Origin of the sequence: Kitasatospora sp. NPDC127067 (genome assembly GCF_042724755.1) — a bacterium.
In the GTDB taxonomy this organism is placed as follows: Bacteria; Actinomycetota; Actinomycetes; order Streptomycetales; family Streptomycetaceae; genus Kitasatospora; species Kitasatospora lactacystinica.
Genome location: NZ_JBHXEM010000024.1, coordinates 26,967 through 52,692, shown reverse-complemented (window position 1 = coordinate 52,692; position 25,726 = coordinate 26,967). Strand labels below are relative to the sequence as shown.

General features: G+C 73.5%; 25 protein-coding genes. 7 read left to right on the top strand and 18 right to left on the bottom strand.

Annotated elements, in window-relative coordinates; translation table 11 throughout:
* Positions 1–73: 73 nt before the first annotated feature.
* Entirely contained in the window at positions 74–754 is a 681-nt protein-coding gene (locus ACFWJ4_RS13420; protein ID WP_380542920.1) for a PhzF family phenazine biosynthesis protein, read from the top strand.
* On the opposite strand, the gene ACFWJ4_RS13415 is transcribed toward ACFWJ4_RS13420, so the two are convergent.
* The 4 genes from ACFWJ4_RS13415 to ACFWJ4_RS13400 all read right to left on the bottom strand — a co-directional run bounded on the left by ACFWJ4_RS13415 (position 724) and on the right by ACFWJ4_RS13400 (position 4,045).
* Positions 724–1,332: a VanZ family protein gene (locus ACFWJ4_RS13415; protein WP_380542917.1), complete on the bottom strand. Its 609-nt coding sequence runs from the start codon at positions 1,330–1,332 to the stop codon at positions 724–726. The genes ACFWJ4_RS13420 and ACFWJ4_RS13415 overlap by 31 nt on opposite strands.
* Before the next feature lie 101 nt (positions 1,333–1,433).
* Entirely contained in the window at positions 1,434–1,766 is a 333-nt protein-coding gene (locus ACFWJ4_RS13410; RefSeq protein WP_359906041.1) for a hypothetical protein, read from the bottom strand.
* Positions 1,763–3,307, bottom strand: a complete 1,545-nt coding sequence (locus ACFWJ4_RS13405; RefSeq protein ID WP_359906043.1) for a HAMP domain-containing sensor histidine kinase — start codon at positions 3,305–3,307, stop codon at positions 1,763–1,765. Before ACFWJ4_RS13405 ends, ACFWJ4_RS13410 begins: the two co-directional genes overlap by 4 nt.
* A gap of 60 nt (positions 3,308–3,367) precedes the next feature.
* The gene (locus ACFWJ4_RS13400) at positions 3,368–4,045 is read right to left on the bottom strand and encodes a response regulator transcription factor (RefSeq protein ID WP_030257458.1); all 678 of its coding nucleotides are present in this window, start codon (positions 4,043–4,045) and stop codon (positions 3,368–3,370) included.
* Positions 4,046–4,425: 380 nt separating this feature from the next.
* On the opposite strand from ACFWJ4_RS13400, the gene ACFWJ4_RS13395 reads away from it, so the two are divergent.
* Complete coding sequence (locus ACFWJ4_RS13395; protein WP_380350557.1) at positions 4,426–5,298, top strand: SigE family RNA polymerase sigma factor; 873 nt, start codon at positions 4,426–4,428, stop codon at positions 5,296–5,298.
* Between the two features lie 216 nt (positions 5,299–5,514).
* On the opposite strand, the gene ACFWJ4_RS13390 is transcribed toward ACFWJ4_RS13395, so the two are convergent.
* From ACFWJ4_RS13390 to deoC, 5 genes are all read right to left on the bottom strand, one after another.
* Positions 5,515–6,153, bottom strand: a complete 639-nt coding sequence (locus ACFWJ4_RS13390) for an ATP-binding protein (protein WP_380542914.1) — start codon at positions 6,151–6,153, stop codon at positions 5,515–5,517.
* Positions 6,150–6,608 carry a hypothetical protein gene (locus ACFWJ4_RS13385; protein WP_380542912.1) on the bottom strand — a complete coding sequence of 153 codons (459 nt, stop codon included), beginning with the start codon at positions 6,606–6,608 and terminating at the stop codon, positions 6,150–6,152. The genes ACFWJ4_RS13390 and ACFWJ4_RS13385 overlap by 4 nt, the downstream gene beginning before the upstream one ends.
* A 221-nt stretch (positions 6,609–6,829) precedes the next feature.
* The gene (locus ACFWJ4_RS13380) at positions 6,830–7,735 is read right to left on the bottom strand and encodes an aldehyde dehydrogenase family protein (RefSeq protein WP_380542909.1); all 906 of its coding nucleotides are present in this window, start codon (positions 7,733–7,735) and stop codon (positions 6,830–6,832) included.
* Between the two features lies 1 nt (position 7,736).
* Positions 7,737–9,224 carry an aldehyde dehydrogenase family protein gene (locus tag ACFWJ4_RS13375; RefSeq protein ID WP_359906054.1) on the bottom strand — a complete coding sequence of 496 codons (1,488 nt, stop codon included), beginning with the start codon at positions 9,222–9,224 and terminating at the stop codon, positions 7,737–7,739.
* Positions 9,225–9,229: 5 nt separating this feature from the next.
* Positions 9,230–10,216 (bottom strand): deoxyribose-phosphate aldolase, encoded by a 987-nt coding sequence (gene deoC, locus ACFWJ4_RS13370; protein ID WP_380542906.1) that lies wholly within the window; start codon positions 10,214–10,216, stop codon positions 9,230–9,232.
* A gap of 106 nt (positions 10,217–10,322) precedes the next feature.
* Here deoC and ACFWJ4_RS13365 point away from each other — a divergent pair, with 106 nt between their 5' ends.
* On the top strand, positions 10,323–11,003 hold the full coding sequence (locus tag ACFWJ4_RS13365) for a PH domain-containing protein (protein ID WP_380542903.1): 681 nt from the start codon (positions 10,323–10,325) through the stop codon (positions 11,001–11,003).
* A 66-nt stretch (positions 11,004–11,069) separates the two neighbouring features.
* Here ACFWJ4_RS13365 and ACFWJ4_RS13360 read toward each other — a convergent pair whose 3' ends face one another.
* The 3 genes from ACFWJ4_RS13360 to ACFWJ4_RS13350 form a co-directional block, all read right to left on the bottom strand.
* Positions 11,070–12,794, bottom strand: a complete 1,725-nt coding sequence (locus ACFWJ4_RS13360) for a phospho-sugar mutase (protein WP_380542900.1) — start codon at positions 12,792–12,794, stop codon at positions 11,070–11,072.
* 193 nt (positions 12,795–12,987) lie between these two features.
* Positions 12,988–13,809: a purine-nucleoside phosphorylase gene (locus ACFWJ4_RS13355; RefSeq protein WP_359906064.1), complete on the bottom strand. Its 822-nt coding sequence runs from the start codon at positions 13,807–13,809 to the stop codon at positions 12,988–12,990.
* Positions 13,810–14,014: 205 nt separating this feature from the next.
* Positions 14,015–14,452, bottom strand: coding sequence for a gamma-glutamylcyclotransferase (locus tag ACFWJ4_RS13350; protein ID WP_224284955.1), 438 nt, complete (start codon positions 14,450–14,452; stop codon positions 14,015–14,017).
* A 99-nt stretch (positions 14,453–14,551) separates the two neighbouring features.
* Between ACFWJ4_RS13350 and ACFWJ4_RS13345 the strand changes: the two genes are divergently transcribed.
* Positions 14,552–16,006, top strand: a complete 1,455-nt coding sequence (locus tag ACFWJ4_RS13345; protein WP_359906067.1) for an NAD(P)H-quinone dehydrogenase — start codon at positions 14,552–14,554, stop codon at positions 16,004–16,006.
* Positions 16,007–16,243: 237 nt separating this feature from the next.
* Positions 16,244–17,200: a DeoR/GlpR family DNA-binding transcription regulator gene (locus ACFWJ4_RS13340; protein WP_380542983.1), complete on the top strand. Its 957-nt coding sequence runs from the start codon at positions 16,244–16,246 to the stop codon at positions 17,198–17,200.
* 112 nt (positions 17,201–17,312) lie between these two features.
* Here the strand turns inward: ACFWJ4_RS13340 and ACFWJ4_RS13335 are convergent, their stop codons facing one another.
* The 6 genes from ACFWJ4_RS13335 to ACFWJ4_RS13310 form a co-directional block, all read right to left on the bottom strand.
* Positions 17,313–19,088, bottom strand: a complete 1,776-nt coding sequence (locus ACFWJ4_RS13335; RefSeq protein WP_380542897.1) for an acetyl/propionyl/methylcrotonyl-CoA carboxylase subunit alpha — start codon at positions 19,086–19,088, stop codon at positions 17,313–17,315.
* A 235-nt stretch (positions 19,089–19,323) separates the two neighbouring features.
* Positions 19,324–20,058, bottom strand: coding sequence for a hypothetical protein (locus ACFWJ4_RS13330; RefSeq protein ID WP_380542894.1), 735 nt, complete (start codon positions 20,056–20,058; stop codon positions 19,324–19,326).
* 64 nt (positions 20,059–20,122) lie between these two features.
* The gene (locus tag ACFWJ4_RS13325; protein WP_359906079.1) at positions 20,123–20,725 is read right to left on the bottom strand and encodes a nucleoside triphosphate pyrophosphatase; all 603 of its coding nucleotides are present in this window, start codon (positions 20,723–20,725) and stop codon (positions 20,123–20,125) included.
* Positions 20,726–20,772: 47 nt separating this feature from the next.
* On the bottom strand, positions 20,773–20,913 hold the full coding sequence (gene mmpB / locus ACFWJ4_RS13320; protein WP_380542892.1) for a morphogenic membrane protein MmpB: 141 nt from the start codon (positions 20,911–20,913) through the stop codon (positions 20,773–20,775).
* Positions 20,914–21,052: 139 nt separating this feature from the next.
* A complete protein-coding gene (locus ACFWJ4_RS13315) occupies positions 21,053–21,274 on the bottom strand; it encodes an acyl-CoA carboxylase epsilon subunit (RefSeq protein ID WP_380350528.1) in 222 nt (73 codons plus the stop codon).
* A 29-nt stretch (positions 21,275–21,303) separates the two neighbouring features.
* Positions 21,304–22,893, bottom strand: coding sequence for an acyl-CoA carboxylase subunit beta (locus ACFWJ4_RS13310; protein ID WP_359906088.1), 1,590 nt, complete (start codon positions 22,891–22,893; stop codon positions 21,304–21,306).
* A gap of 232 nt (positions 22,894–23,125) precedes the next feature.
* On the opposite strand from ACFWJ4_RS13310, the gene ACFWJ4_RS13305 reads away from it, so the two are divergent.
* Entirely contained in the window at positions 23,126–24,019 is an 894-nt protein-coding gene (locus ACFWJ4_RS13305) for a biotin--[acetyl-CoA-carboxylase] ligase (RefSeq protein WP_380542889.1), read from the top strand.
* A 173-nt stretch (positions 24,020–24,192) separates the two neighbouring features.
* Entirely contained in the window at positions 24,193–25,317 is a 1,125-nt protein-coding gene (locus ACFWJ4_RS13300; RefSeq protein ID WP_380542886.1) for an adenylate/guanylate cyclase domain-containing protein, read from the top strand.
* Positions 25,318–25,726 lie beyond the last annotated feature (409 nt).

The window sequence follows — 25,726 nt, the reverse complement described above, 5'->3', positions numbered from 1 at the left end:
GCCGACATTCGTCGCCGCCTTTGTGTCACGGTGTCATTGCGCTGTGCCGCAGCGGCAGTCGACGAGGTGGGAAATGACGGATTTTGAGGTGCTGCGGGTCTTTTGCGGGCCGGACGGCGGGCACGGCAACGCGCTCGGCGTGGTGCGCGACGGCGCCGCCGTTCCGGGGCGCGCGGACCGGCAGCGGATCGCCCGCGAACTGGGCTTCAGCGAGACGGTGTTCGTCGACGACCCGGAGCGCGGGGAGATCGACATCTACACCCCGTCGGTGCCCCTGCCGTTCGCCGGCCACCCGTGCGTGGGCGCGGCCTGGCTGCTCGGGGTGGACCGGCTGGTCACGGTCGCCGGCGAGGTGGCGGTGCGGCGCGCGGACGGGCTGACCCGGATCGCGGCCCGGCCGGAGTGGGCCCCGGGACGCACGCTGCGGCAGTACGGTTCGGCGGCCGAGGTGGAGGCGCTGGAGGTGCCGCCGCCGGGGGAGTGGGTCTACGCCTGGGCCTGGCAGGACGAGGCGGCCGGCACCGTACGGGCCCGGGCCTTCCCCGGGCGGGGCGACGGGATCGACGAGGACGAGGCGACGGGAGCGGCCGCCCTGCTGCTGGCCGCGAGCCTGGGGCGGGCGCTGACCGTCACCCAGGGCCGGGGTTCGCAGCTGCTGGCCGGACCGTGTCCGGGCGGGCTGGTGGAGGTCGGCGGCCGGGTGGTCCGGGCCCCGGGGCCGGCTCAGCGGGCGGGCGGCGTCGGTTCGGCGTAGGCGCGCCGGCGGGCGGTGGGTGCGACGGCCGTGACCGGGGTGACGGCGGCCACCGGCGGCACGGAGAGCACCGGCATCCGGGGCGCCCGCGGCCGCCGGTCCCGCAGCAGGTGCCGCAGGCCGGGGACGAGCGCGAGGTGGGCGACGGCCACGCCGGCCACGGCGAGCAGGATGTGGTCCACGTTGAGGACGTGCCCGGGCGCCCAGGACGAGAGGAACTCCAGCGCGGTCGCCAGCAGCGCGGAGACGCCGGTGGTGCGCAGGAAGGAGGGCAGCCAGGGGGCCCGGAGCCGGCCGCCGGCCAGCGGCAGCAGGACCCCGAGCGGGGCCAGCAGCAGGAGTTCGCCGACCACCTGCCAGCCGCTGGAGGAGCGGAGCGAGGCGAGCGGCGTCAGGTTGGCGTCGTACACCCAGGCCACCGGCAGTGGTCTCAGCACCAGCCAGAGCGCCAGTGCCAGGTGGCCGGTGAGACCCGCCAGCCCGGCCAACCGGAGGGGACGGTGGACGGCCGCCGCCGGGCTGCTCTCGGTCCCCGCGCCGGAACGCTCGTGGCGTGTCCTGGTGCCATCTCGCTGCACGGGGGGAAGGACGTGGGTCGACGGCACGTCGGTTCCACACCCGGCGTGAACATTCCCAAACGCGCCCCCCGAGTCCCGTCCGCTCCCTCCTCCCCGGCGGCCTACCGGCAGGGCGAGGTCGTCGGCACCGCGCCGAACACGTTGTCCGGCGGCGGGCTGCCCGGCGTCACCGGGGTGGGCGACGGGCTCGGACTCACGGCCGCCTTGGTGCCGCGGGTCGGGGTCACGGTCGGGGCCGGTCCCGGCGGGGTGGCCAGGGCCGCCGGTATGTGCGGCGTGGTCGGGCAGGCCGTCCGGCTGGCGGGCGCGCCGGCGTCGACCGGTACGGCGGTCGGCCGGATGCCGCAGCCGGAGGCCAGCGCGAGCAGCAGCAGCACGCCGGCGCCGCGGCGCAGGACGGTGCGGGGGACGGCGGTGTCGGTGGGGGCGGTCACGTGGTGTCCTTGTCCTCGGCGGCGTCGCCGGCGGGGCCGCCTTCGGCCCCGCCCGCTGACGGCGGAGGCGGCGGGGCCAGCGGCAGGGTCAGGGTGAACACCGCGCCGACCTCCCCGTTCGCCGCCGTGATCGTCCCCCCGTGTATCTGCGCGTTGGCCATCGCGATCGACAGCCCGAGGCCGCTGCCCTCCGAGCGCGCCCGCCCGCGGTCCGCCTTGTAGAAGCGGTCGAAGACGTGCGGCAGCACGTCCTCCGGGATGCCCGGACCGCTGTCGGAGACCTCGACCACGACCGACTCCCCGTCCTGCCGGACCCCGACCCGCACCGGCGAGCCGCCGTGCTTCAGCGCGTTGCCGATGAGATTGGCGAAGACCACGTCGAGCCGGCGCGGGTCGACCACGGCCAGGATGCCGCGCGGGGCGTCCAGTTCGACCGCGTCGTACCAGGCCCGCCCGTCGATGCAGGACATGATCAGGTCGGCGATGTCCACCTCGTCGGCGACCAGCCTGGCGGTACCGGCGTCGAAGCGGGTCACCTCCATGAGGTTCTCCACCAGGTCGGACAGCCGCCGGGTCTCGCTGACCACGAGCCGGACGGCCGGCTCGATCATCGGGTCCAGCGACTCGGCCTCGTCCTCCAGGATGTCGGTCACGGCGGTCATCGCGGTCAGCGGGGTGCGCAGCTCGTGCGACATGTCGGCGACGAACCGCCGGCTCTGCGCCTCGCGCGCGCTCAGCTCCTCGACCTGCTCGTGCAGCGACTCCGCGGCCCGGTTGAAGGTCCGTGCCAGGTCGGCGAGTTCGTCCGAGCCCTCGACCTCCAGCCGGGTGTCCAGGTGCCCCTCGCCGAGCCTCCGGGCGGCGTCCCCGAGCCGCTTGACCGGCCGCAGCACGGTCGCCGAGGCGGCCTGGGCGAGCAGCGCCGAGCCGATCAGCGCGAGCAGCGTGGCGATGGCCAGCGACCAGCCCAGCGTGTTGAGGTCGGCCCGCTCGTTCTCCAGCGACTTGAACATGTACGCCGTCGGGCCGTTCGGCACCACCTTGGTGCCGCCGATCACGAACGGCCGGCCCTCCAGGTTCTGCCGCTGCCAGTACAGGTGGTACGGGTACGGGTTGTTCTCGGTGATCTCGCGCGGCTTGGCGACGGTGGACTGCAGCGCCGCCGGGACGTCCGCCAGCGTGAAGTTCGCGGGGTCGGAGGAGGCCGTGCACTCCGGGTGCGCCGCGTCGACCACCACCACGTCGTACGTCAGCCCGGAGCTGGCCACGTTGGACGCCAGCGCGGCCAGTTCCGGGCAGCTCGCGTTCAGCGGCAGCTCGGAGACGTTGCGGGTGAGCGAGACCCGGAAGTCGTTCAGCGCGGTGTCCTGGGCGCGCTTGAGCACCGCGTCGCGGTTCAGCCAGTACGCGATGCCGGAGGCCGAGACGGCGGCGAGCAGCGCGACGGCCGCGAACACCGCGATCAGCCGCACCCGCAGGGAGCGCAGCCGACGCCACCGGCCCGTCGGGAACCGCCGGGCAGTCGTCTGATGGTCAGTCACAAGAGCCTGTCGTGGTACGGGAGTTCAGGGGCGGGTGGGGCTGGTCGGAGGCGTTCGGGGTCAGGCCGGCGGGTCCAGCCGGTAGCCCACCCCGCGGACGGTGCGGATCAGCGTCGGCGCGGACGGCACGTCCTCGACCTTGGCCCGCAGCCGCTGCACGCACGCGTCCACCAGGCGGGAGTCGCCGAGGTAGTCGTGCTCCCAGACCAGCCGCAGCAGCTGCTGGCGGGAGAGCGCCTGGCCGGGGCGGCGGCTGAGCTCCAGCAGCAGCCGCAGCTCGGTCGGGGTGAGTTGGAGGTCCTGTCCGTCCTTGGTGACGGTCATCGCCGCGCGGTCGATCACCACGCTGCCGTAGGCGGAGGAGTCCGAGCTCTCCCGCTCGCCGCGCCGCAGCACCGCCCGGATCCGGGCGTCCAGCACGCGTGGCTGCACCGGCTTCACGACGTAGTCGTCCGCGCCGGACTCCAGGCCCACCACCACGTCGATGTCGTCCGAGCGCGCGGTGAGCAGGATGATCGGCAGCTGGTCGGTGCGGCGGATCCGGCGGCACACCTCGAAGCCGTCGATCCCGGGCAGCATCACGTCCAGCACGATCAGGTCGGGCCGCTGCTCCTTGAAGAGCCTCAGGCCGTCCTCGCCGGAGGCGGCGGTGGCCACGCGGTGGCCCTGGCGGGTGAGAGCGAGTTCGAGGCCGGTCCGGATGGCGTCGTCGTCCTCGATCAGAAGGAGGAAAGGCACGGCCCCATTTTGGCCCACCGGCCGCGCCGAATCACCCCCCGGACCACCCACCGTCCCTCCGGGAACCGGAACGGACGCCACCGGCGTCCGGTACGGAGGGAGGCGGTCCGCGATGTTCGGCCCCCTCCTGTGACACCCCTGTGACAGTCGGCGGACAGCGCCATCACAACCGGCGGGCAGGATTTTCCATGTCGCCGCAGGACAGCGGGCCGCAAGGCCGGCTGAAGGGCGGCTACCGGAACCGCTCGTACCGACCCAGGGGGCGCACGATGAACGCCATGCTTCAGACCCGGACCAACCCGGCTGTCCGCACCGCGCGTTCGTCAGCCACGTCCCACCGGACCCGGTACGAGGTCAGGACCGACGAGAACTCCGGTGCCGTGACCGTGCGGGGGTGCGCGCACAGCACCGGTGGAAACCCTGGCGCCCGTCGGGTGAGCGGCGGCGGCAGGACGGGGGAGCTGTACGGGATCGGCCGTCTGGGGAGTTCGGCCGACTCCGCCAACACCCTCACGCTGCGGGGGATCCTCCCCGTCCGCGTCGAGGGCAAGGACGCCCCGGGGGGTAACCGGGGGACCGGGGGGAACGGTCTGCGGACGGTCGGTTCGGGGGAGCCGACCGGTCGTGAGGCCGCCGGTGCGACGCTGCTGCGGCTGAACCCCGCCGCGGCCCGCACCACCGAGGCGGGACAGGGAGGCGCGCAGGGGGAGCACCCGGCCGTCGCGGAGGACCACATCACGGAGTTCACCGCGTACGTGCGCGAGCGCCGCGCCTCCCTGTACGCCACGGCCTACCACCTGACCGGTGACCGCTACGAGGCCGAGGACCTGCTGCAGAGCGCGCTCTTCAGCACCTACCGGGCCTGGGGCCGGATCACCGACAAGGCCGCGGTCGGCGGGTACCTCCGCCGCACCATGACCAACCTGCACATCTCCGCCTGGCGGCGCCGCAAGGTCAACGAGTACCCGACCGAGGAGCTGCCGGAGACGGCCGGCGACACCGACGCGATGGGCGGCACCGAGCTGCGCACCGTGCTCTGGCAGGCGCTGGCGAAGCTGCCGGAGAACCAGCGCACCATGCTGGTGCTGCGGTACTACGAGGGCAAGACCGACCCGGAGATCGCCGACGTGCTGGGGATCAGCGTCGGCACGGTCAAGAGCAGCATCTGGCGCGCCCTGCGCCGGCTGCGCGAGGACGAGCACCTGAACAAGTCGGGCGACACCGTCCGGGCGTTCGGCGAGCTGGTCGCGTAACGAGGACTCCCGTCGGGGGACGGGAAGCGGACGGTCACGGTCCGGGGGCAGCGGCTCGGGGGAGCACGCCCGTGGGGGAGCCGAGGACCGTTCGGGGAAGGCGAAGGGCCCGGTGCGGGGGAGACGCACCGGGCCCTTCGTCATGTCCTGGGTGTCACGGCCCCACGGCGCGGGCCGGTCCGGGCCGGGCCGGTCCGCGGGATCCGGCCGCGGGGTTCAGGCCGCGGAGAGCTCGGTGGTCCGGGCCGCGGCGCGGATCCGCCGCTCGGCCTCCGGGCCGGCGCACGCGTACGAGCCGAGTGCGACCTGCCGCCCGACGACGGACCGCTCGGCCCGCATCAGCCGCAGGCCCCGGCGCAGCAGCACCGGCAGCGACTTGCGGCCCTCCCGGACGTCCCGGCGCAGCCGGCGCCAGGCCGTGGTGAGCGCGCCGTTGCGCAGGCACAGGGCGTCGCCCAGCAGGCCCTGGTCGGCGCACTCGGCGGTGATCTCGGCGGCGAATATGCCCTCCGCGATGAACGCGCCCGCCTCGCCCAGCTCCAGGCCGCGGGTGCCGATCCGGCCGTTGTCCGGGATCGAGTACACCGGGACGTCCGTGCGCCCGTGCTCGTGCAGGGCGCGGATCGCGGCGACGGCCTGGTCGCGGTGCCAGGCCAGCGGGGAGTCCCAGTCGACGGCGCCGTCCGGCAGCCGCGGCAGGGTCGGGTCGTCCCCGTCCTTGTAGAAGTCGTCGAGCTGGAGCACCGGCAGGCCGCTGCGCTCGGCCAGCGAGGACTTCCCCGACCCGGAGGGCCCGGAGAGCAGGATCACCCGGGCATGCCCGGTCGGTGCGGGGTTCATGGGGGAGTCACTCACGGGACATCAGTCTGACGCATCCCGGCCGGTTGCCGAAACCGGTCGGCTCGGACCTTCTGCCGCGGCTTCGGGCCGGCCAGGGCGGACCGGACCATCGGCAGGCAGCGGCTGTCCACCTGGAGGTACACCGGCTCCCCGCCGCCGGGCGGCCGGTACGCGGTGGCGGCCCAGTCCTGGTCGTGCCAGGTGTCGGGCTCGGGTTCGTGGAAGGTGCCCCCGACGGGCAGTTCGAGCGGGTCGGCGCCGCGTGCGCGGAAGCACGCGGTGGCGGCTCCGGGGGTGATCCCCAGCGTCCCGTTGACGTAGCCGGGCCGTCGGCCGGGCCGGTCGGAGCGGGCCGAGCAGGGCAGCCGCACCGCCTTCCCGGCGGCCAGCCGGCGGTGGGCCCGGGCCACCCGCCACCGGCGCAGCACGCCGTCCGTGACGAGTGCCATCAGCTCGCCCAGTTCTTCCATCGCGCCCCCTCGGCCGGTTCCGTCCCGATGATCATGGTCCGGACGCGCACGGACCGGGAGCCCCGAAAGTCGGCCCGGGCGGCGACGAAAGTCGCGGGAACGCCGACGGACCCGCGCCAGGGGGGGAGAGGCGCGGGTCCGTCCAATGACCGTCCGGGCCCTGGGGGGGTGAGGGCACTGGGGACGGCCAGCTTGTGGAGTTGTTACTCGGAGCGGGGAGGTCAGATCCCCATCGGGTGCCAGACCGTCTTCGTCTCCAGGAACGAGAGTAGCCGGTCCGTACCGGGCACATTGGTCCAGTCCTGGGCGAACGGGTCCAGCACCGGACGGACTACCCTCTTCAGGGTATCCGCGGCGGCCGCTTCCAGCGGCTGCGGCGCGCCGGGACCGTCGACGGCGATGGCTCCGGTGAGGTCCAGCGCGTTGACGTCCTGGTGCGAGGCCAGGGTGGGGGCGATGTCCGCCGTCCGGCCCGAGAGGATGTTGACCACGCCGCCCGGGACGTCCGAGGTGGCCAGCACCTCGCCCAGCGACAGCGCGGGCAGCGGGGCGTCCGCGGCGGCCGCGACCACGACCGTGTTGCCGGTGGCGATCGCCGGGGCGATCACCGAGACCAGGCCGAGCAGCGAGTGCCCGTACCCGGCCTGCGGGGCGACGATCCCGACCACGCCGGTCGGCTCCGGGGTGGAGAGGTTGAAGAACGGCCCGGCGACCGGGTTGGCGCCGCCCGCGATCTGGGCGACCTTGTCGGTCCAGCCCGCGTACCAGACCCAGCGGTCGATCGCGGCGTCCACCAGCGCGGCGGCCTTCTTCGGGCCGATGCCCTCGGAGACGGCCACCTCGGCGGCGAACTGCTCGCGCCGGCCCTGGAGCATCTCGGCCACCCGGTACAGCACCTGGCCGCGGTTGTACGCGGTGGTGCCGGACCAGCCCTTGACCGCCTTGCGGGCGGCCACGACGGCGTCGCGGGCGTCCTTGCGGGTGCCCAGCGGGACATTGGCGAGCCACTCGCCCTTTGCGTCGGTCACCTCGTACACCCGCCCGCTCTCGGAGCGCGGGAACTTCCCGCCGACGTACAGCTTGTAGGTCTTGAGGACGTCAAGACGCTGGAAGGTCGTGTCAGACATCTCAGGCCTCGACATTCAGGTAGGGCTCCAGACCGTGGCGGCCACCCTCGCGGCCGTAGCCCGACTCCTTGTAGCCGCCGAACGGCGAGGTGGGGTCGAACTTGTTGAAGGTGTTGGCCCAGACCACGCCGGCCCGGAGCCGGTTGGCCATCCAGAGGATGCGCGAGCCCTTCTCCGTCCAGATGCCGGCGGAGAGGCCGAACGGGGTGTTGTTGGCCTTCTCGACCGCCTCGGCGGGGGTGCGGAAGGTCAGCACCGACAGGACCGGGCCGAAGATCTCCTCCTGGGCGATCCGGTGGGCCTGGCTCACGCCGGTGAACAGGGTCGGCTTGAACCAGAAGCCGGTGCCCGGGAGTTCGCACGCCGGAGACCAGCGCTCGGCGCCCTCGGCCTCGCCGGCCTCGGTCAGCGCGGTGATCCGGGCCAGCTGCTCGGCCGAGTTGATGGCGCCGATGTCGGTGTTCTTGTCCAGCGGGTCGCCGACCCGCAGGGTGGCCATCCGGCGCTTCAGGGCGTCCAGCAGCTCGTCCTGGATCGACTCCTGGACCAGCAGGCGCGAACCCGCGCAGCAGACGTGGCCCTGGTTGAAGAAGATGCCGTTGACGATGCCCTCGACCGCCTGGTCGATCGGCGCGTCGTCGAAGACGATGTTCGCGGCCTTGCCGCCCAGCTCCAGCGAGAGCTTCTTGCGGGTGCCGGCCAGCTGCTTGGCGATGGCGCGGCCGACCGGGGTGGAGCCGGTGAACGCGACCTTGTTGACGTCCGGGTGGGAGGTCAGCGCGGCGCCGGTGCGGCCGTCACCGGTGACGATGTTGACGACGCCCTTCGGCAGACCGGCCTGGCGGCAGATCTCGGCGAAGCGCAGCGCGGTCAGCGGGGTGGTCTCGGCCGGCTTCAGGACGACCGTGTTGCCGGTCGCCAGCGCGGGCGCGATCTTCCACGCCAGCATCAGCAGCGGGAAGTTCCACGGGATGACCTGGCCGGCCACGCCCAACGGCTTCGGGTTCGGGCCGAAGCCGGCGAAGTCCAGCTTGTCCGCCCAGCCCGCGTAGTAGAAGAAGTGGGCGGCGACCAGCGGCAGGTCGACGTCGCGGGTCTCGCGGATCGGCTTGCCGTTGTCGATCGACTCCAGCACGGCCAGCTCGCGGCTGCGCTCCTGGATGATCCGGGCGATCCGGAACAGGTACTTGGCGCGCTCGCTGCCGGGCAGCGCCGACCAGTCGGCGAAGGCCTTGCGGGCGGCGGCGACCGCGCGGTCCACGTCCTCCTCGGTGCCCTGGGCGAACTCGGCGAGCACCTGCTCGGTGGCCGGGTTGACCGTCTTCAGGGCCTCGTTGCCGGAGGAGTCGACGAACTCGCCGCCGATGAAGTGGCCGTAGGAGGTGGCGATGTCGCCCGCGGCGGCGGGGGACTCCGGGGCCGGGGCGTAGGCGAAGAGGCCGCCGGCGGGCTTGGCCACGGGCTCCTCGGTGTTCTTCTTCTTGGCCATGGTGATCAGTCCACCGTCACGTAGTCGGGGCCGGAGTAGCGGCCGGTGGCCAGCTTCTGGCGCTGCATCAGCAGGTCGTTGAGCAGGCTGGAGGCGCCGAAGCGGAACCAGTGCGGGGTCAGCCAGTCGTCACCGAGGGTCTCGTTGACCATCACCAGGTACTTCATGGCGTCCTTGGTGGTGCGGATGCCGCCGGCGGGCTTGACGCCGACCTGGACGCCGGTGGCCGCGCGGAAGTCGCGGACCGCCTCCAGCATCAGCAGGGTGACCGGCGGGGTCGCGTTGACGGCGACCTTGCCGGTGGAGGTCTTGATGAAGTCGGCGCCGGCCAGCATCGCCAGCCAGGAGGCCCGGCGGACGTTGTCGTAGGTCTGGAGCTCGCCGGTCTCGAAGATCACCTTGAGGTGGGCGGAGCTGCCGTCGGGGCGCTCGCACGCCTCCTTGACGGCCGTGATCTCGTGGAAGACGTCGAGGTAGCGGCCGGAGAGGAAGGCGCCGCGGTCGATCACCATGTCGATCTCGTCGGCGCCCGCGGCCACCGCGTCGGCGGTGTCGGCGAGCTTGACCGGGAGGGCGGCGCGGCCGGCCGGGAAGGCGGTGGCCACCGAGGCGACCTGGATGTCGGTGCCCTTCAGGGCGGCCTTCGCGGTGGCGACCATGTCCGGATAGACACAGATGGCGGCGACACGGGGGGTGGCCGGGTCGGTCGGGTCGGGGGTCCTGCCCTTGGCGCACAGCGCGCGCACCTTGCCGACCGTGTCCGCGCCCTCCAGCGTGGTCAGGTCGATCATCGAGATCGCCAGGTCGATGGCGTACGCCTTCGCCGTGGTCTTGATCGAGCGGGTACCGAGAGCGGCGGCACGCGCCTCCAGGCCGACCTGGTCGACGCCGGGCAGGCCGTGCAGGAATCGGCGGAGCGAGGCCTCGGACGCCGCAACGTCCTGAAGGCCGCTGCCCGCAACGCCGGGGGCATTGGCTGCAACAGTGGACATAGTCACCAGGGCAGCATATCTACGCGCGTAGCAAACCGCTAGGGCGCTCGCCATTCGTGGCCGGACCGAGACCTCGGGGTGAGGGGCATGGGGCAGAATCGACGTCATGACCGATTCCGACGGCAAGCCCCACCAGGGCCCCGCCGCCCCCGACGGGGAGCCCGAGTACGCCGACCGCGTGTACCGCTCTGTCCCCGGTGTGATCTCCGGAGTGCTGCTGCTGGTCGTGGCGGCCTGGCTGATCGGCGACGCGGTGGTGAGCGGGACCGGGAAGACCCCGTACGTCTCGCTCGCGGCGGTGCCGGTGTTCGCCTTCCCGGTGATCGCGTACACGCTGCGCCCGGCCGTGACGGCCGGCCGCGACCGGCTGGTGGTGCGCAACCCGTGGCGGACCGTCGTCGCGCCGTGGGCCTCGGTGGACGCGCTGCGCGCCGGGTACTCGGTCGAGCTGCTCGCCGGCGGGAAGAAGTACCAGCTCTGGGCCGTGCCGGTGTCGCTGCGGCAGCGCAAGCGGGCCACCCGCGCGCAGAGCCCCAGCGCCGCCGAGCACGCCTCCAGGACCGGCCTGGGGCTGGGCATGGCCAAGCGGACCAACCCGGTCGTCCAGGGCTCGCCCGACCCCACCCGCGCCTGGTCCGACCAGGTCACCGCCGTCCTCCAGGAGACGGCCGAGCGCAACGCCGCCCGACCCTCCGCCACCGGCCCGGTCGAGGTCCGCTGGTGCTGGTGGGTCATCGCCCCCACCCTGGCCGGCCTGATCGCGCTGATCACCGTCATCGCGGTCTGACCCCGCAGACCGCACGAAGGGGCCCGCCGGTCAAGACCGGCGGGCCCCTTCACATGTGCGCGGACGTCAGGCGGTGATGCCGGCGGCCTCGGCGAGGTCGTGCTTGACGGTGGCGAGGAGGGCGGCGGCGCGCTCGCGGGCGGGACCGAGGTCGGCCGCGGAGGCGACCGGGAGGACGACCTCCAGGTAGCACTTGAGCTTGGGCTCGGTGCCCGAGGGGCGGACCACGATGCGGGCGGAGCGGACGCCCTCGCCGGCCAGGTAGTAGCGCAGCCCGTCGGTGGGCGGCAGGTCCGCGGAGCCGGCCGACAGGTCGTCGGCGCGGGTGACCCGCAGACCGGCCAGGACGGTCGGCGGCTGCTCGCGCAGCCGGCGCATCGCGTCGGCGATCAGCGTGAGGTCCTTGACCCGGACGGAGAGCTGGTCGGTGGCGTGCAGACCGTGCTCCAGCGCCAGGTCGTCCAGCAGGTCGGACAGGGTGCGGCCGGACTTCTTGAGCGTGGCGGCCAGCTCGGCGACCAGCAGGGCGGCGGTGATGCCGTCCTTGTCCCGGACGCCCTGCGGGTCGACGCAGTAGCCGAGCGCCTCCTCGTAGCCGTAGCGCAGGCCCTCGGCGCGGGAGAGCCACTTGAAGCCGGTCAGGGTCTCGGCGTAGCCCAGCCCCGCCGCCTCGGCGATCCGGCCGAGCAGGGTGGCGGAGACGATGGTGGTGGCGAAGGTGCCCTCGGCCTTCTTCGCGACCAGGGCCGAGCCGAGCAGCGCGCCGACCTCGTCGCCGCGCAGCATCCGCCAGCCGGCCGCGCCGGCGCCGCCGCCGACCGCGTTGCCGTTGGCGGGGACGGCCACCGCGCAGCGGTCGGCGTCCGGGTCGTTGGCGATCACGATGTCCGGGCCGACGGTGGCGGCGGTGCGGAAGGCGAGGTCCATCGCCCCCGGCTCCTCCGGGTTGGGGAAGGCCACGGTCGGGAAGTCCGGGTCGGGCTCGGCCTGCTCGGCGACCACGGTGGGCGCGGGGAAGCCCGCCCGGCGGAACGCGGCGACCAGGGTGTCGCGGCCGACGCCGTGCATCGGGGTGTAGACCACCTCCAGGTCGCGCGGGCCGTGCTCGTCGATGATGGAGACGGCCCGGGTCAGGTAGGCCTCGACGACCTCCTCGCCGAGCACCTCCCAGCCCTCCTCGGCGCGCGGGACCTCGTCCAGCGAGCCGATCGCGTCGATCTCGGCGGCGATCCCGGCGTCGGCCGGCGGGACGATCTGCGAGCCGTCGCCCAGGTAGACCTTGTAGCCGTTGTCCTGCGGCGGGTTGTGGCTGGCGGTGACGGTGACGCCGGCGGCCGCGCCCAGGTGGCGGACGGCGAAGGCGAGCACCGGGGTCGGCAGCGGGCGCGGCAGCAGCGCGGCGCGCAGGCCGGCGCCGACCACCACGGCGGCGGTGTCGCGGGCGAAGTCGTAGGACTTGTGGCGGGCGTCGTAGCCGATGACGACCAGGTCGCCCAGGCCCTGCTGCTTGACGTAGGCGACCAGGCCGGCGGCGGCCCGGATCACCACGGCGCGGTTCATCCGCATCGGGCCGGCGCCGAGTTCGCCGCGCAGGCCGGCGGTGCCGAACTGGAGCCGGTCGGAGAACCGCTCGGCCAGCTCCGACCAGGCGAGCTTGGCGTCGGTCTCGGCCTCCGGGCCCTCGGCCAGGGCCAGCAGCGCGGCGAGTTCCTCGCGGGTCTGCGGGTCGGGGTCCTCGGCCAGCCAGGTCCGGGCCCGGGCGAGGAGATCGGGGTTGAGTGCCTGCGTCATGCCAGCTCCATCGGGAGTGCGTCGGTGTGTCGGCCGGAGGTTCCGCGGTTGATCGGGAGGAGGGTTTCCGCTGTGACCGGAGGGTTCCGCAAGAAAAGGGGTCGCGCATGCGGACGGGGCCCACGGGAGGGCGTGATCAGCGGATCACGCCGCCCGTGGGCCCCGTCGGTCATGATTCTGCGCCTGGTGGGCGTCAGATCCGCTCAAGGACCTTCGCCAGCAGTTCGCCCATGCGCTCGGCGGAGGCCTTGCCGGCCTCCAGCACCTCGGCGTGGTTGAGCGGCTCGCCGGTCATGCCGGCGGCCAGGTTGGTGACCAGGGAGATGCCGAGCACCTCGGCGCCGGCCTCGCGGGCGGCGATGGCCTCCAGGGTGGTGGACATGCCGACCAGCTCGCCGCCGATCACCCGGGCCATGTTGACCTCGGCCGGGGTCTCGTAGTGCGGGCCGCGGAACTGGACGTAGACGGCCTCGTCCAGGGACGGGTCGACCTCGCGGCAGAGCGCGCGCAGGCGCTTGGAGTAGAGGTCGGTGAGGTCGACGAAGTTGGCGCCGACGATCGGGGAGTCCGCGGTCAGGTTGATGTGGTCGCTGATCAGGACCGGCTGGCCCGGGGTCCAGCCCTGGCGCAGACCGCCGCAGCCGTTGGTCAGCACGATGATGCCGCAGCCGGCCGCGGCGGCGGTGCGCACGCCGTGGACGACGGTGGCGACGCCGTGGCCCTCGTAGTAGTGGTTGCGGCCGAGGAAGATCAGGGCGCGCTTGTCGCCGATCTTCACCGAGCGGATCGTGCCGGCGTGGCCGGCGACGGCGGGGGCGGGGAAGCCAGGGAGCTCGGTGACCGGGAACTCGGCCACGGTCTCGCCCAGGGCGTCGGCGGCCGGCACCCAGCCGGAGCCCATCACCAGGGCGACGTCGTGCCGCTCGGCACCGGTCAGCTCGCGCAGGCGCTCGGCGGCGGCCTGGGCGGCGGCGTAGGGGTCGGCGGAGACGACCGACTGAGGAGAAGCGTTCACGGGTCCGAGGATAGACGGGAATCGGCTACGCGCGTAGAAATTCCGCCGCGGCATGCCGGATCGTTACCCGGATGACCCGAAAACACAGCTCGGCGGCGGTTCCGGGCCGCCCGGTTCGTCGGTTCCCACACAGACGGTGCTCCGCGCCCTCCGTACCCGCACGCCCGGCGCGCGGCCCGCAGGCGCACGGAGCCCCGGGAATCCCTCAGCAGGGGCGGCGGCGCAGGTCCATCACGTAGTCGTGCGGGGCGCCGGCGCTCTCCGCGGCGTCGGCGATCAGGCCGAGGTAGCGGGCCGCGGGCAGGCCGCCCTCGTAGTCGTTGAGCACGTACGTCCAGACCGGGATGTCCCCGTCCAGGGTCTGCGCGCGCAGCTTGATCTTGCGGTAGATGCCGAGCTGGACGCCCTCCCAGCGGTCCAGGCCCTCCTCGTCCATCGGCGCGACGTCGTACAGCGAGACGAAGACCTGGTCCTTCTCGTCCTCGACCACGGTGGCCAGCGAGCCTTCCCAGCCGAGCTGCTCGCCGCCGAAGGTGAGCCGCCAACCGGCTAGCCACCCCGTGCCGCGCAGCGGGGAGTGCGGGGCTCGGCGGGTCATCTGCCGGGCATCGAGGTTGGTGGCATACGCGGCGTAAAGGGGCATGGGGGCCAGCGTAGCCCGGGCGGCGGGCGGGCCGGGGCTACTGGACGAACGTACGGGAGCCCGGACCCCGGCGTGGCGGCCGTCCCGGCGTGCGGGACAATGGGGAGCGTGACTCGGATCGTGATCATCGGTGGCGGACCCGGCGGCTACGAGGCGGCGCTGGTGGCCGCTCAGCTCGGCGCGGAGGTGACCGTCGTCGACCGCGACGGTCTGGGCGGATCGGCGGTGCTCACGGACTGCGTTCCGTCGAAGACCCTGATCGCGACCGCGGAGGTGATGACCACCTTCGACAGCTCGTACGAGGAGCTGGGCATCCTGGTCGCGGACGACACTCCGCCGGTCGAGCAGGCGGCCCGGGTCATCGGCGTGGACCTGGGCAAGGTCAACCGCCGTGTGAAGCGCCTGGCCATCGCGCAGTCCCACGACATCACCCAGTCCGTCACCCGGGCCGGCGTCACCGTGCTGCGCGGCCGCGGCCGGCTCGGCACCGGCGGGCAGGCCGCGGACGGCTCCCGCGAGGTGCTGGTGGACGCGCCCGACGGCACCGTGCAGTCGCTGCGCGCCGACGCCGTGCTGATCGCCACCGGCGCCCACCCGCGCGAGCTGCCGGACGCCCAGCCGGACGGCGAACGGATCCTCACCTGGACCCAGGTGTACGACCTGGAGGAGCTGCCCCGCGAGCTGATCGTGGTCGGCTCCGGCGTGACCGGCGCCGAGTTCGCCGGCGCCTACCAGGCGCTCGGCTCCAAGGTGACCCTGGTCTCCAGCCGCGACCGGGTGCTGCCGGGCGAGGACCCGGACGCCGCCGAGGTGCTGGAGGACGTCTTCCGCCGCCGCGGCATGAACGTGATGGGCCGCTCGCGCGCCGAGAGCGTCAAGCGGATCGGCGACCGCGTCGAGGTCATGCTGGCCGACGGCAAGGTGATCGAGGGCACCCACTGCCTGATGGCGGTCGGCTCGATCCCCAACACCTCCGAGATGGGCCTGGAGGAGGCCGGGGTCAAGCTCAACGACTGGGGCCAGATCCAGGTCGACCGGGTCTCCCGCACCAGCGCCCCCGGCGTGTACGCGGCCGGCGACTGCACCGGCGTCTTCATGCTCGCCTCGGTGGCGGCCATGCAGGGCCGGATCGCGATGTACCACGCGCTCGGCGACGCGGTGCAGCCGCTGAACCTCAAGACCGTGGCCTCCAACGTCTTCACCGACCCGGAGATCGCCACCGTCGGCTACACGGCGGCCGACGTGGAGTGCGGCAAGATGGACGCCGTCGTGGTCAAGCTCCCGCTGCGCGGCAACCCGCGGGCGAAGATGCAGGGCATCCGGGACGGCTTCGTGAAGCTGTTCTGCCGCCCGGGCACCGGCATCGTGGTCGGCGGCGTGGTCGTCGCCCCGCGGGCCAGCGAGCTGATCCACTCGATCTCGCTCGCGGTGGACGCCAATCTGACGGTCGAACAGGTGGCCAGCGCCTTCACCGTCTACCCGTCCGTCTCCGGTTCGACCGCCGAGGCCGCCCGGCAGCTGCACATCCGCAAGCGGGCCGACGGCGAATCCTGAGCGTCCGGCGCACAGTTGAGGGCGGTCGCCGATCGGCGGCCGCCCTTCGCGCGGGCATGGCCGTCACCCGGACGGCGGGCGCGGTTCCGGGGGTATGGGCGGCGCGTATTCTACGGTCACGCGCCGCTCGTGCGTGAGCAATTCCCGCTACTAGCTGCAAACGCCTGAAAGCAGACGGTCACGCAGGTTACCGTCGGTTCTGTGTTTGCAGCAGAACGTCGCCAGTTGATCCTCGAAATGGTGCGCGCCAACGGAGCCGTCTCGCTCCGGGAATTGGCCCGCGTCGTCCAGACCTCCGAAGTGACCGTGCGCCGTGACGTGCGGGCGCTGGAGGCAGAAGGGCTCCTCGACCGCCGGCACGGCGGCGCGGTGCTCCCCGGCGGCTTCAGCCGCGAACCCGGATACCCGCAGAAGACCCACCTGTCCGCGGCGGAGAAGAGCGCCATCGCGGACCTCGCCGCCGGCCTGGTGGAGGAGGGCGACGCGGTGGTGGTCGGCGCCGGCACCACCACCCAGGAGCTGGCCCGCAGACTGGCCCGGGTGCCCGGGCTGACGGTGGTCACCAACTCGCTGCTGGTCGCCCAGGCGCTGGCGCACGCCAACCGGGTCGAAGTGGTGATGACCGGCGGCACCCTGCGCGGCTCCAACTACGCGCTGGTGGGCAGCGGCGCGGAGCAGTCCCTGCAGGGGCTGAGGGTCACCAAGGCCTTCATCTCCGGCAGCGGGCTGACGGCCGAGCGAGGGCTGTCGACGGCGAACATGCTGTCCGCGAGCGTGGACCGGGCCATGGTGCTGGCGGCCGCCGAGGTGATCGTCCTCGCCGACCACACCAAGCTCGGCGCGGCCGGCATGTTCCAGACCGTCGCCACCGAGACCATCACCCGGCTGGTCACCGACGAGCAGGCCACCGCGGACGACGCCACCGTCCGCGAACTGGACGCGCTCGCCGACTGCGGGGTGCAGGTCGACCTGGCCCCGCTGGGCGCGGGCCCGAGCGGCGACGCCCCGGTGCACGGCACCGGCAGCGGCCCGGTGCACCAGACCCAGCCCGGCCCGATGGCCCGCCGCGGCGGCCCGCCCCCCGGCGGCGCCCCGCTGCCCGGCCAGCGCCGCCCCGGCGCGCACGGCGGACCGGTCGGCCCGGGCGGCATGCCGACCCGGCTGGCCGAGCTGGGGCTGCCGCGCGGGCGCTGAGCCCGCGGGGAGCCCGCGGGACGCGATCGGCGGACCCCGGAAACGCGACCGGTCCGCACGCCCCCGAAGGGCGTACGGACCGGTCCGGGGGACGGTGCCTCCCGCGGCGGCGTCAGTCCTTGATCTCGCAGAGCGCGGCGCCGCTGCTGACGCTCGCGCCCACCTCGGCCTTGAGGCCGGAGACGGTGCCCGCCTTGTGGGCGTTCAGCGGCTGCTCCATCTTCATCGCCTCCAGGACCACGATCAGCTCGCCCTCGGCGACGACCTGGCCCTCCTCCACGGCGACCTTGACGATGGTGCCCTGCATCGGCGAGGCCAGGGTGTCACCGCTGACGGCCGAACCGGCCTTCTTGGCGCCCACCCGGCGCTTGGCCTTGGCGGCACCCGCCGCACCGGCCGCCGGGGCCGCCGCGACGCCCAGCGAGGACGGCAGCGAGACCTCGATCCGCTTGCCGCCGACCTCGACCACCACGGTCTCCCGGGTCTCGGCCTCCTCGCCGTCACCGGCCGCGCCGGCGAACGGCGGGATGGTGTTGTCGAACTCGGTCTCGATCCACCGGGTGAAGACCTTGAACGGCTCGTCGCTGCCGTGCACCTCCGGCGCGAACGCCGGGTCGACGACGGCCGCCCGGTGGAACGGGATGGCGGTGGCCATGCCCTCCACCTTGAACTCGGCCAGCGCGCGGCGGGCCCGCTCCAGGGCCTGCTTGCGGTCGCGGCCGGTGACGACCAGCTTGGCCAGCAGCGAGTCCCAGGCCGGGCCGATGACCGAGCCGGTCTCCACGCCGGAGTCCAGGCGCACGCCCGGGCCGGACGGCGGGGCGAACAGCGTCACGGTGCCGGGCGCGGGCAGGAAGTTGCGGCCCGGGTCCTCGCCGTTGATGCGGAACTCGAAGGAGTGGCCGCGCACCTCGGGGTCGCCGTAGCCGAGCTCCTCGCCGTCGGCGATCCGGAACATCTCGCGGACCAGGTCGAGGCCGGTGACCTCCTCGGTGACCGGGTGCTCCACCTGGAGACGGGTGTTGACCTCCAGGAAGGAGATCGTGCCGTCCAGGGCGACCAGGAACTCGCAGGTCCCGGCGCCCTCGTAGCCGGCCTCCTTCAGGATGGCCTTGGACGCCCGGTACAGCTCGGCGTTCTGCTCGGCGGTCAGGAACGGCGCGGGCGCCTCCTCGACGAGCTTCTGGTGGCGGCGCTGCAGCGAGCAGTCACGGGTGGAGACGACCACCACGTTGCCGTGCTTGTCGGCCAGGCACTGGGTCTCCACGTGCCGCGGGTTGTCCAGGTAGCGCTCGACGAAGCACTCGCCGCGGCCGAAGGCGGCGACGGCCTCGCGCACCGCGGACTCGTACAGCTCGGGGATCTCCTCCAGCGTGCGGGCGACCTTGAGGCCGCGGCCGCCACCGCCGAAGGCCGCCTTGATGGCGACCGGCAGGCCGTGCTCCCGGGCGAAGACGACGACCTCGTCGGCGCCCGAGACCGGGTCCGGCGTGCCGGCCACCAGCGGGGCACCGGCCCGCTGGGCGACGTGCCGGGCGGTCACCTTGTCGCCGAGGTCGCGGATGGCCTGCGGCGGCGGGCCGATCCAGATCAGACCCGCGTCGAGGACGGCCTGGGCGAAGTCGGCGTTCTCCGACAGGAACCCGTAGCCGGGGTGGACGGCGTCGGCGCCGGAGTCGGCGGCCGCCTTGAGGACCTTGGCGATGTCCAGGTAGCTGGTAGCGGGGGTGTCACCGCCCAGCGCGTAAGCCTCGTCGGCCGCGCGGACGTGCAGCGCATCCCGGTCCGGCTCGGCGTAGACGGCGACGCTGGCGATACCGGCGTCCGAGCAGGCCCTGGCGACGCGGACGGCGATTTCCCCGCGGTTGGCGATGAGCACCTTGCGCACTGTGGCTCCCTTCTTGAACCTCGTTGAGTTTATGGATTCCTGGGCAGTACCGGCGAGTAGCCCCGGGTTGTGAACTATCCCACACGCTCGGTGATGGCTTTTCCGGCCCCTTCCGCGGCCCCGCGGACGACGCCGCAGGTCGGCGCCGGTCCGCCCGGATCGGGCGGGGCCACGGCGGGTGACCGGCCGGCGGCGTGGCGGGAGGTGGCATCGGCCACAGTCTCGCGCGGACCGCTCAAGCGGCGCCTGAGCGGGCACCTGGCCGCTGCAGCGCCTCGGCCGTCACATCGGCCGCCACCTCGACCATGTCCGGCCCGTACGCCTCCGGATTGACCACCCGCAGGACGAGCGCGAAGGTGCCGTCCTGCCCGTACGTCCGGGCGAGTTCGCGGTGGTGCGCGACCAGGTGGCGCACCCCGGCCTGGTTGGCGACGCCGGTCTGGCCGGCGACCAGGAACACCGGGCGGCCGCCGTCCGGGGTGGAGATCCGGGCGAGCAGGGCGTGCGCCTGGTCGCGGTCGGCGGTGTAGTCGCGATCGCCCACCACGATCACGTTGCTGCCGGGACCCGGCCCGGAGGTGACGAGCACGCCGGGCAGGGCCCAGGCCAGGTGCGCGGCCATCCGCTCGTTGCTGACCGGACCGCCCAGGCACAGCTCGGTCTTGGCGCCCAGGCCGCGGTGCGCGGCGTCGTGGGCGACCAGTTCGGGACGCGCCCCGCACTCCTCGACCAGCCCGGCCAGCCACATCAGCGCGTAGGCGTCGCGCCGGGTCACGGTGTGCGCGTGCGAGCCCGTCCCGATGCTGCGCGGCACCACGATCAGGCACTCGCTGCCGCTCGGCAGTCCGAAGAACGCCCGTACCCGTTCGACCTTGCGGCGCCGCCGCAGCACCTGGGCCAGCCAGCCGAGGACAGCGCTGATCGCACTGGCCACCAGGCCGAGCACCACGTTGAGCACGCTGTCGGTCATCTTCCGCGCCCCTCCCCGTTCGGACGCCGGTCAGCTTAGGGCGACAGGGGCGCGGTGCGGCAGGTCAGTCGGCCCACAGATCGGTGATGCGCACGCCCAGGTCGGCGAGCAGCCGGCGCAGCAGCGGCAGGGAGAGGCCGATGACGTTGCCCGGATCGCCGTCGATGCCGTCGATGAACGGCGCCGAGCGGCCGTCCAGGGTGAACGCCCCGGCCACGTGCAGCGGTTCGCCCGAGGCCACGTACGCGGCGACCTCCGCGTCGTCCGGGGTGCCGAAGCGGACGGTGGTGGAGGCGGTGGCCGAGGACTGCCGGCCGGTCGCGGTGTCGATCACGCAGTGGCCGGTGCGCAGCACGCCGGCGCGCCCGCGCATCGACTGCCAGCGGGCCAGAGCCTCGGCGGCGTCGGCGGGCTTGCCGAGGGCCCGGCCGTCCAGCTCCAGGACGGAGTCGCAGCCGATCACCAGCTCGCCGTCGGCGAGTTCGGCGGCGACGGCCTTCGCCTTGGCCTCGGCCAGCACGAGCGCGAGTTCGGCGGGGGTGGCGGCGGTGATCGCGTCCTCGTCGACGCCGCTGACCACCACGCGCGGGTCGAGGCCCGCCTGGCGCAGCAGCCCGAGGCGGGCGGGGGAGGCGGAGGCGAGGACGAGGGCGCGCTGGTCGGTCATGCCCACCAGGGTAGGGGGTGCTCCTATCCGCCGTTCGGGTGAACGGTTCAGGTGAAGGGCTGGGAGAGCATCATCAGCACGGCGCCGACCAGCACCAGGACGGCGATCACCTTGCCGGCCCGCTGCATCCGCTCCTGCATCCGACGGGCCTCGGGCGAGGGCTCGTCACGGGGATCTGACCAGAGCACCCGTCCAGAGTGCGCCGCGAGGGGCGCGGGCGCCTGAGTATCCGTACTCAGGTTCCGGGCGGAGCGGGCGGAGCGGGCGCCCGGGAACACGCGGAGCGGGCAGCCGGCGGGGCCGGCCGCCCGCTCCGCGCGGCGGGTGTCAGTGCGCCCAGCCCGAGGTCCGCCAGGCGTTCACGGCGTGGCGGACGGCGGGGCGGTGCAGGCGGGCACGGTCGTTCCAGGGGGACGCCGGGCCGGCACCGGCCAGGCGCGCCGCCTCGGCGGCGGCCTGCGCGGCGGCGGCCCGGGCCTGGACCACCGCCAGGACGGTGGCCAGCTCCTCGGGGGTCGGCTGCCCGTGCAGTACGTGGATCGGGGACATGGCTGCTTCTCTCCCGACAGGGACGGGGCCTACAGGGGGATGTTGCCGTGCTTCTTCGGCGGCAGCACCTCGCGCTTGCCGCGCAGCGCCCGCAGACCGCGGACGATGTGCCGGCGGGTCTCGCTCGGCGCGATCACCGCGTCCACGTAGCCGCGCTCGGCCGCCAGGTACGGGTTCAGCAGGGTGTCCTCGTACGAGGCGATCAGCTCGGCCCGCTTCTCCTCGACGGTGCCGGCCGCCTCGGCCTCGGCGATCTCCCGGCGGTGCAGGATGTTGACCGCGCCCTGCGCGCCCATCACGGCGATCTGCGCGGTCGGCCAGGCCAGGTTGAGGTCGGCGCCCAGGTGCTTGGAGCCCATGACGTCGTACGCGCCGCCGAAGGCCTTGCGGGTGATCACGGTGATCAGCGGGACGGTGGCCTCGGCGTAGGCGTAGATCAGCTTGGCGCCGCGCCGGATGATGCCGTCCCACTCCTGCTCGGTGCCGGGCAGGAAGCCGGGCACGTCGACGAAGGTCAGCACCGGGACGTTGAACGAGTCGCAGGTGCGGATGAAGCGGGCGGCCTTCTCGCTGGCGTTGATGTCCAGGCAGCCGGCCAGGTCCATCGGCTGGCTGCCGACGATGCCGACGGACTGGCCCTCGACCCGGCCGAAGCCGGTGATGATGTTGCCCGCGTACAGCGGCTGGGTCTCCAGGAACTCGCCGTCGTCGACGATGTGCTCGATCACCGTGCGCATGTCGTACGGCTGGTTCGCCGAGTCCGGCACGATGGTGTCGAGTTCGAGGTCCTCCTCGGTGACCGTGAGGTCGGCCTGCTCGGGGTAGGACGGCGGGTCGCTCAGGTTGTTGGACGGCAGGTACGAGAGCAGGCTCTTGACGTACTCGATCGCCTCCTTCTCGTCGGCGGCCAGGTAGTGCGCGTTGCCCGACTTGGCGTTGTGGGTGCGCGCGCCGCCCAGCTCCTCCATCGCGACGTCCTCGCCGGTGACGGTCTTGATCACGTCCGGGCCGGTGATGAACATGTGCGAGGTCCGGTCGGCCATCACCACGAAGTCGGTGATCGCGGGGGAGTACACCGCGCCGCCCGCGCAGGGGCCCATGATCAGCGAGATCTGCGGGACGACGCCGGAGGCGTGCACGTTGCGCCGGAAGATCTCGCCGTACAGGCCGAGCGAGACCACGCCCTCCTGGATCCGGGCGCCGCCGGAATCGTTGATGCCGATGACCGGGCAGCCGGTCTTCAGCGCGAAGTCCATCACCTTGACGATCTTCTCGCCGAACACCTCGCCGAGCGAGCCGCCGAAGACGGTGAAGTCCTGGGCGAACACGGCGACCTGGCGGCCGTCCACGGTGCCGTAGCCGGTCACCACGCCGTCGCCGTACGGCCGGTTCTTCTCCTGGCCGAAGTTGGTCGAGCGGTGCCGGGCGAACTCGTCGAACTCCACGAAGGAGTCCTCGTCCAACAGTTCCGCGACCCGCTCGCGGGCGGTCAGCTTGCCCTTGGCGTGCTGCTTCTCCACGGCCTTCGCGGAGCCGGAGTGCACCGCCTCGTCCAGCCTTCGCCGCAGGTCGGCGAGCTTGCCGGCGGTGGTGTGGGGGTCGTACGACGCCTCGGTCATCCGGTGGCTCTCCCTGATCCATGGCCGCGACCTGTTCGAGTGCGCGCGGGGCCGGGTGGTGGGCCCGCGCATGAGGGCAGGGCGGCGCTACGAACTACCGCTGGGTAGCGTAGCCAGCGCGGAGGGCGATGCGGCACGTCCTGGCGTCATGACCATCGACACAGTTCTGTTGACGGGTGTTCTGCGGGACGATGGGGCGGCCTGCGTCCCGGACCCGATCTAGGGTTTTCCCATGACCACACCCGAGACCCCCCGCCGCAGCGGACTGCGCGGCTTCGGCCACGCCGGACCGTCGCCCTGGACCGACCTGGACCGTCCGCCGCTGGACGAGGAGGCGCTGCGCCACGACCTGCTCGTCCCGGGCGGCCTGTGGACCTCGCTGGACGTCGTCGCCGAGACCGGCTCCACCAACAGCGACCTCGCCGCCCGGGCCGCGGCGGGCGCCGCCCAGGGCGCGGTGCTGGTGGCCGAGGCGCAGAGCGCCGCCCGCGGCCGGCTGGGCCGGCAGTGGACCGCCCCGCCCCGCTCCGGGCTGTTCCTGTCCGTGCTGCTGCGCCCCGAGGGGGTGCCGGTCGAGCGGTACGGCTGGCTGCCGATCCTGGCCGGGGTGGCCGCGGCCAGCACGCTCGGCCGGGTCGCCGGGGTCGAGGTCGGCCTGAAGTGGCCCAACGACCTCCAGACGGAGATCGACGGCGCGGAGCGCAAGCTCGGCGGCATCCTCACCGAGCTGTCGGGCGGCGCGGTGGTGGTCGGCATGGGCCTCAACGTCTCGCTGCGCACGGAGGAACTGCCCGTCCCCGCCGCCGCCTCGCTCGCGCTGGCCGGCGCCTCCACCACCGACCGGGGCACCCTGCTGCGCGCCCTGCTGCGCGAGCTGGCCGAGCTGTACCGGGAGTGGACGGCCGCCGCGGGCGACCCGCACGCCAGCGACCTGCTGCGCGCCTACGCGGACCGCTGCACCACGCTCGGCCGCCGGGTGAAGGTGCACCTGCCGGGCGACCGCGAGCTGGTCGGCGAGGCGGTGGCGGTGGACGGCGACGGGCGGCTGGTGGTCCGCACGCCCGACGGCGTACGCCGGGCGGTCGGTGCCGGGGACGTCGTCCACGTACGCCCCGAGGCCCGCTGAACGGCAGTCTTCACCACCCCTTGACCCGGGCTGATGCCCCGGATCCGACGATTCCGTGCGAACATTCCACCTGGCAGCGGTGTGAGGCGCGCCACTGTCCGCCCGGGTGGCGGACGGCGCGCCCGGACAGGTAGGACACGAGGCGAGTGCGGCGATCGCACGGGGACGGACCGGTGGCAGAGGACGGCAGCAGCGGCGCGACGGCGGGCAGCAACGACCCCACGGTCGCGCTCGAACTGGAACGCCTGATCCTGGACGCGCCGCGCCGCTACACCCCGTACCAGGCCGCGCGCGCCGCCGACGTCCCGATGGAGCTGGCCACCCGGTTCTGGCGCGCCATGGGCTTCCCCGACATCGGCCAGTCCCGCGCGCTCACCGACGGCGACGTGATCGCGCTGCGCCGCCTGGCCGGCCTGGTGGAGTCCGGGCTGCTCAGCGAGTCGATGGCGATCCAGGTGGCCCGTTCCACCGGTCAGACCACGGCCCGGCTGGCCGGCTGGCAGATGGACACCTTCCTGGAGAACCTCACCCAGTCCGCCGAGCCCGGGCTGACCCGGGCCGACGTCGCGTACCCGCTGGTCGAGCTGCTGCTGCCGGAGCTGGAGCAGTTCCTGGTGTACGTCTGGCGGCGCCAGCTGGCGGCCGTCACCGGCCGGGTGGTACAGGCCGCCGAGGACAACGAGATCACCAGCGGACGGCTCGCCGTCGGCTTCGCCGACCTGGTCGGCTTCACCCGGCTGTCCCGGCGGCTGGAGGAGGAGGAGCTCGGCGAGCTGGTCGAGACCTTCGAGAACACCTGTTCGGACCTGATCGCCGGCCAGGGCGGCCGGGTGATCAAGACGCTCGGCGACGAGATCCTCTACGTCTCCGAGGACCCGGCGACCGCCGCCGAGATCGCGCTGAGCCTGATCGAGGCGCTGGCCGGGGACGACACCATCCCGCCGTTGCGGGTCGGCATGGCCTTCGGCACGGTCACCTCGCGGATGGGCGACGTCTTCGGCACCACCGTCAACCTGGCCAGCCGGCTGACCTCGATCGCCCCCAAGGACGCGGTGCTGATCGACGGCGAGTTCGCGGCCGCGCTGGAGCAGAACGGCAGCGTCGCCCCGGCCGACTCGGAGGGGCCGGGCCTGGCCGAGGCGCTGTCGGCCGCGGCCGGGATGCCCGCCTCCGGGCTGCCGATGCCGGCCCCGGAGGCCGGGGCCCGGTTCCACCTGCAGCCGATGTGGCGGCGGCCGGTGCGGGGGCTCGGACTGGTCGAGCCGTGGCTGCTCACCCGGCGGCTGAAGGCCGAGTAGCGCTCCGCCCGCGGAGAGGGCGAACGGCGGCCCGTCCGCGGGGAAGGCGAATAGCGCTCCGCCAGCGGGGAAGGCGTGGGAGCGGAGAAGCCGTCCGCGGTGCGGAGGTCCCGTGGGCGCGCTCACCCGTGGTGGGTGCGGCTCTCCCGCGATGGGTGCGGCTCTCCCGCGGCGGGTACGGCTTCCGGGTGCCGAACGGTTGAAACCCGTACGGTCGGCTGCGGGTCCGTCCGGGCAAACGGGGCATAACCGCATGAAACCGCCATAGTCTTGGTGCAAGCGGCCGGTCGGGTGCGGCCGGTCGGCGGGGGTCTGGCAGGACCGAGCACAGGGAGCGAGGCGAGCCGGTGAGCAGCGAGGCGATCATGACGGACCGCGACTGCGACTGCGGCCGTCCGCGGAACCCCGA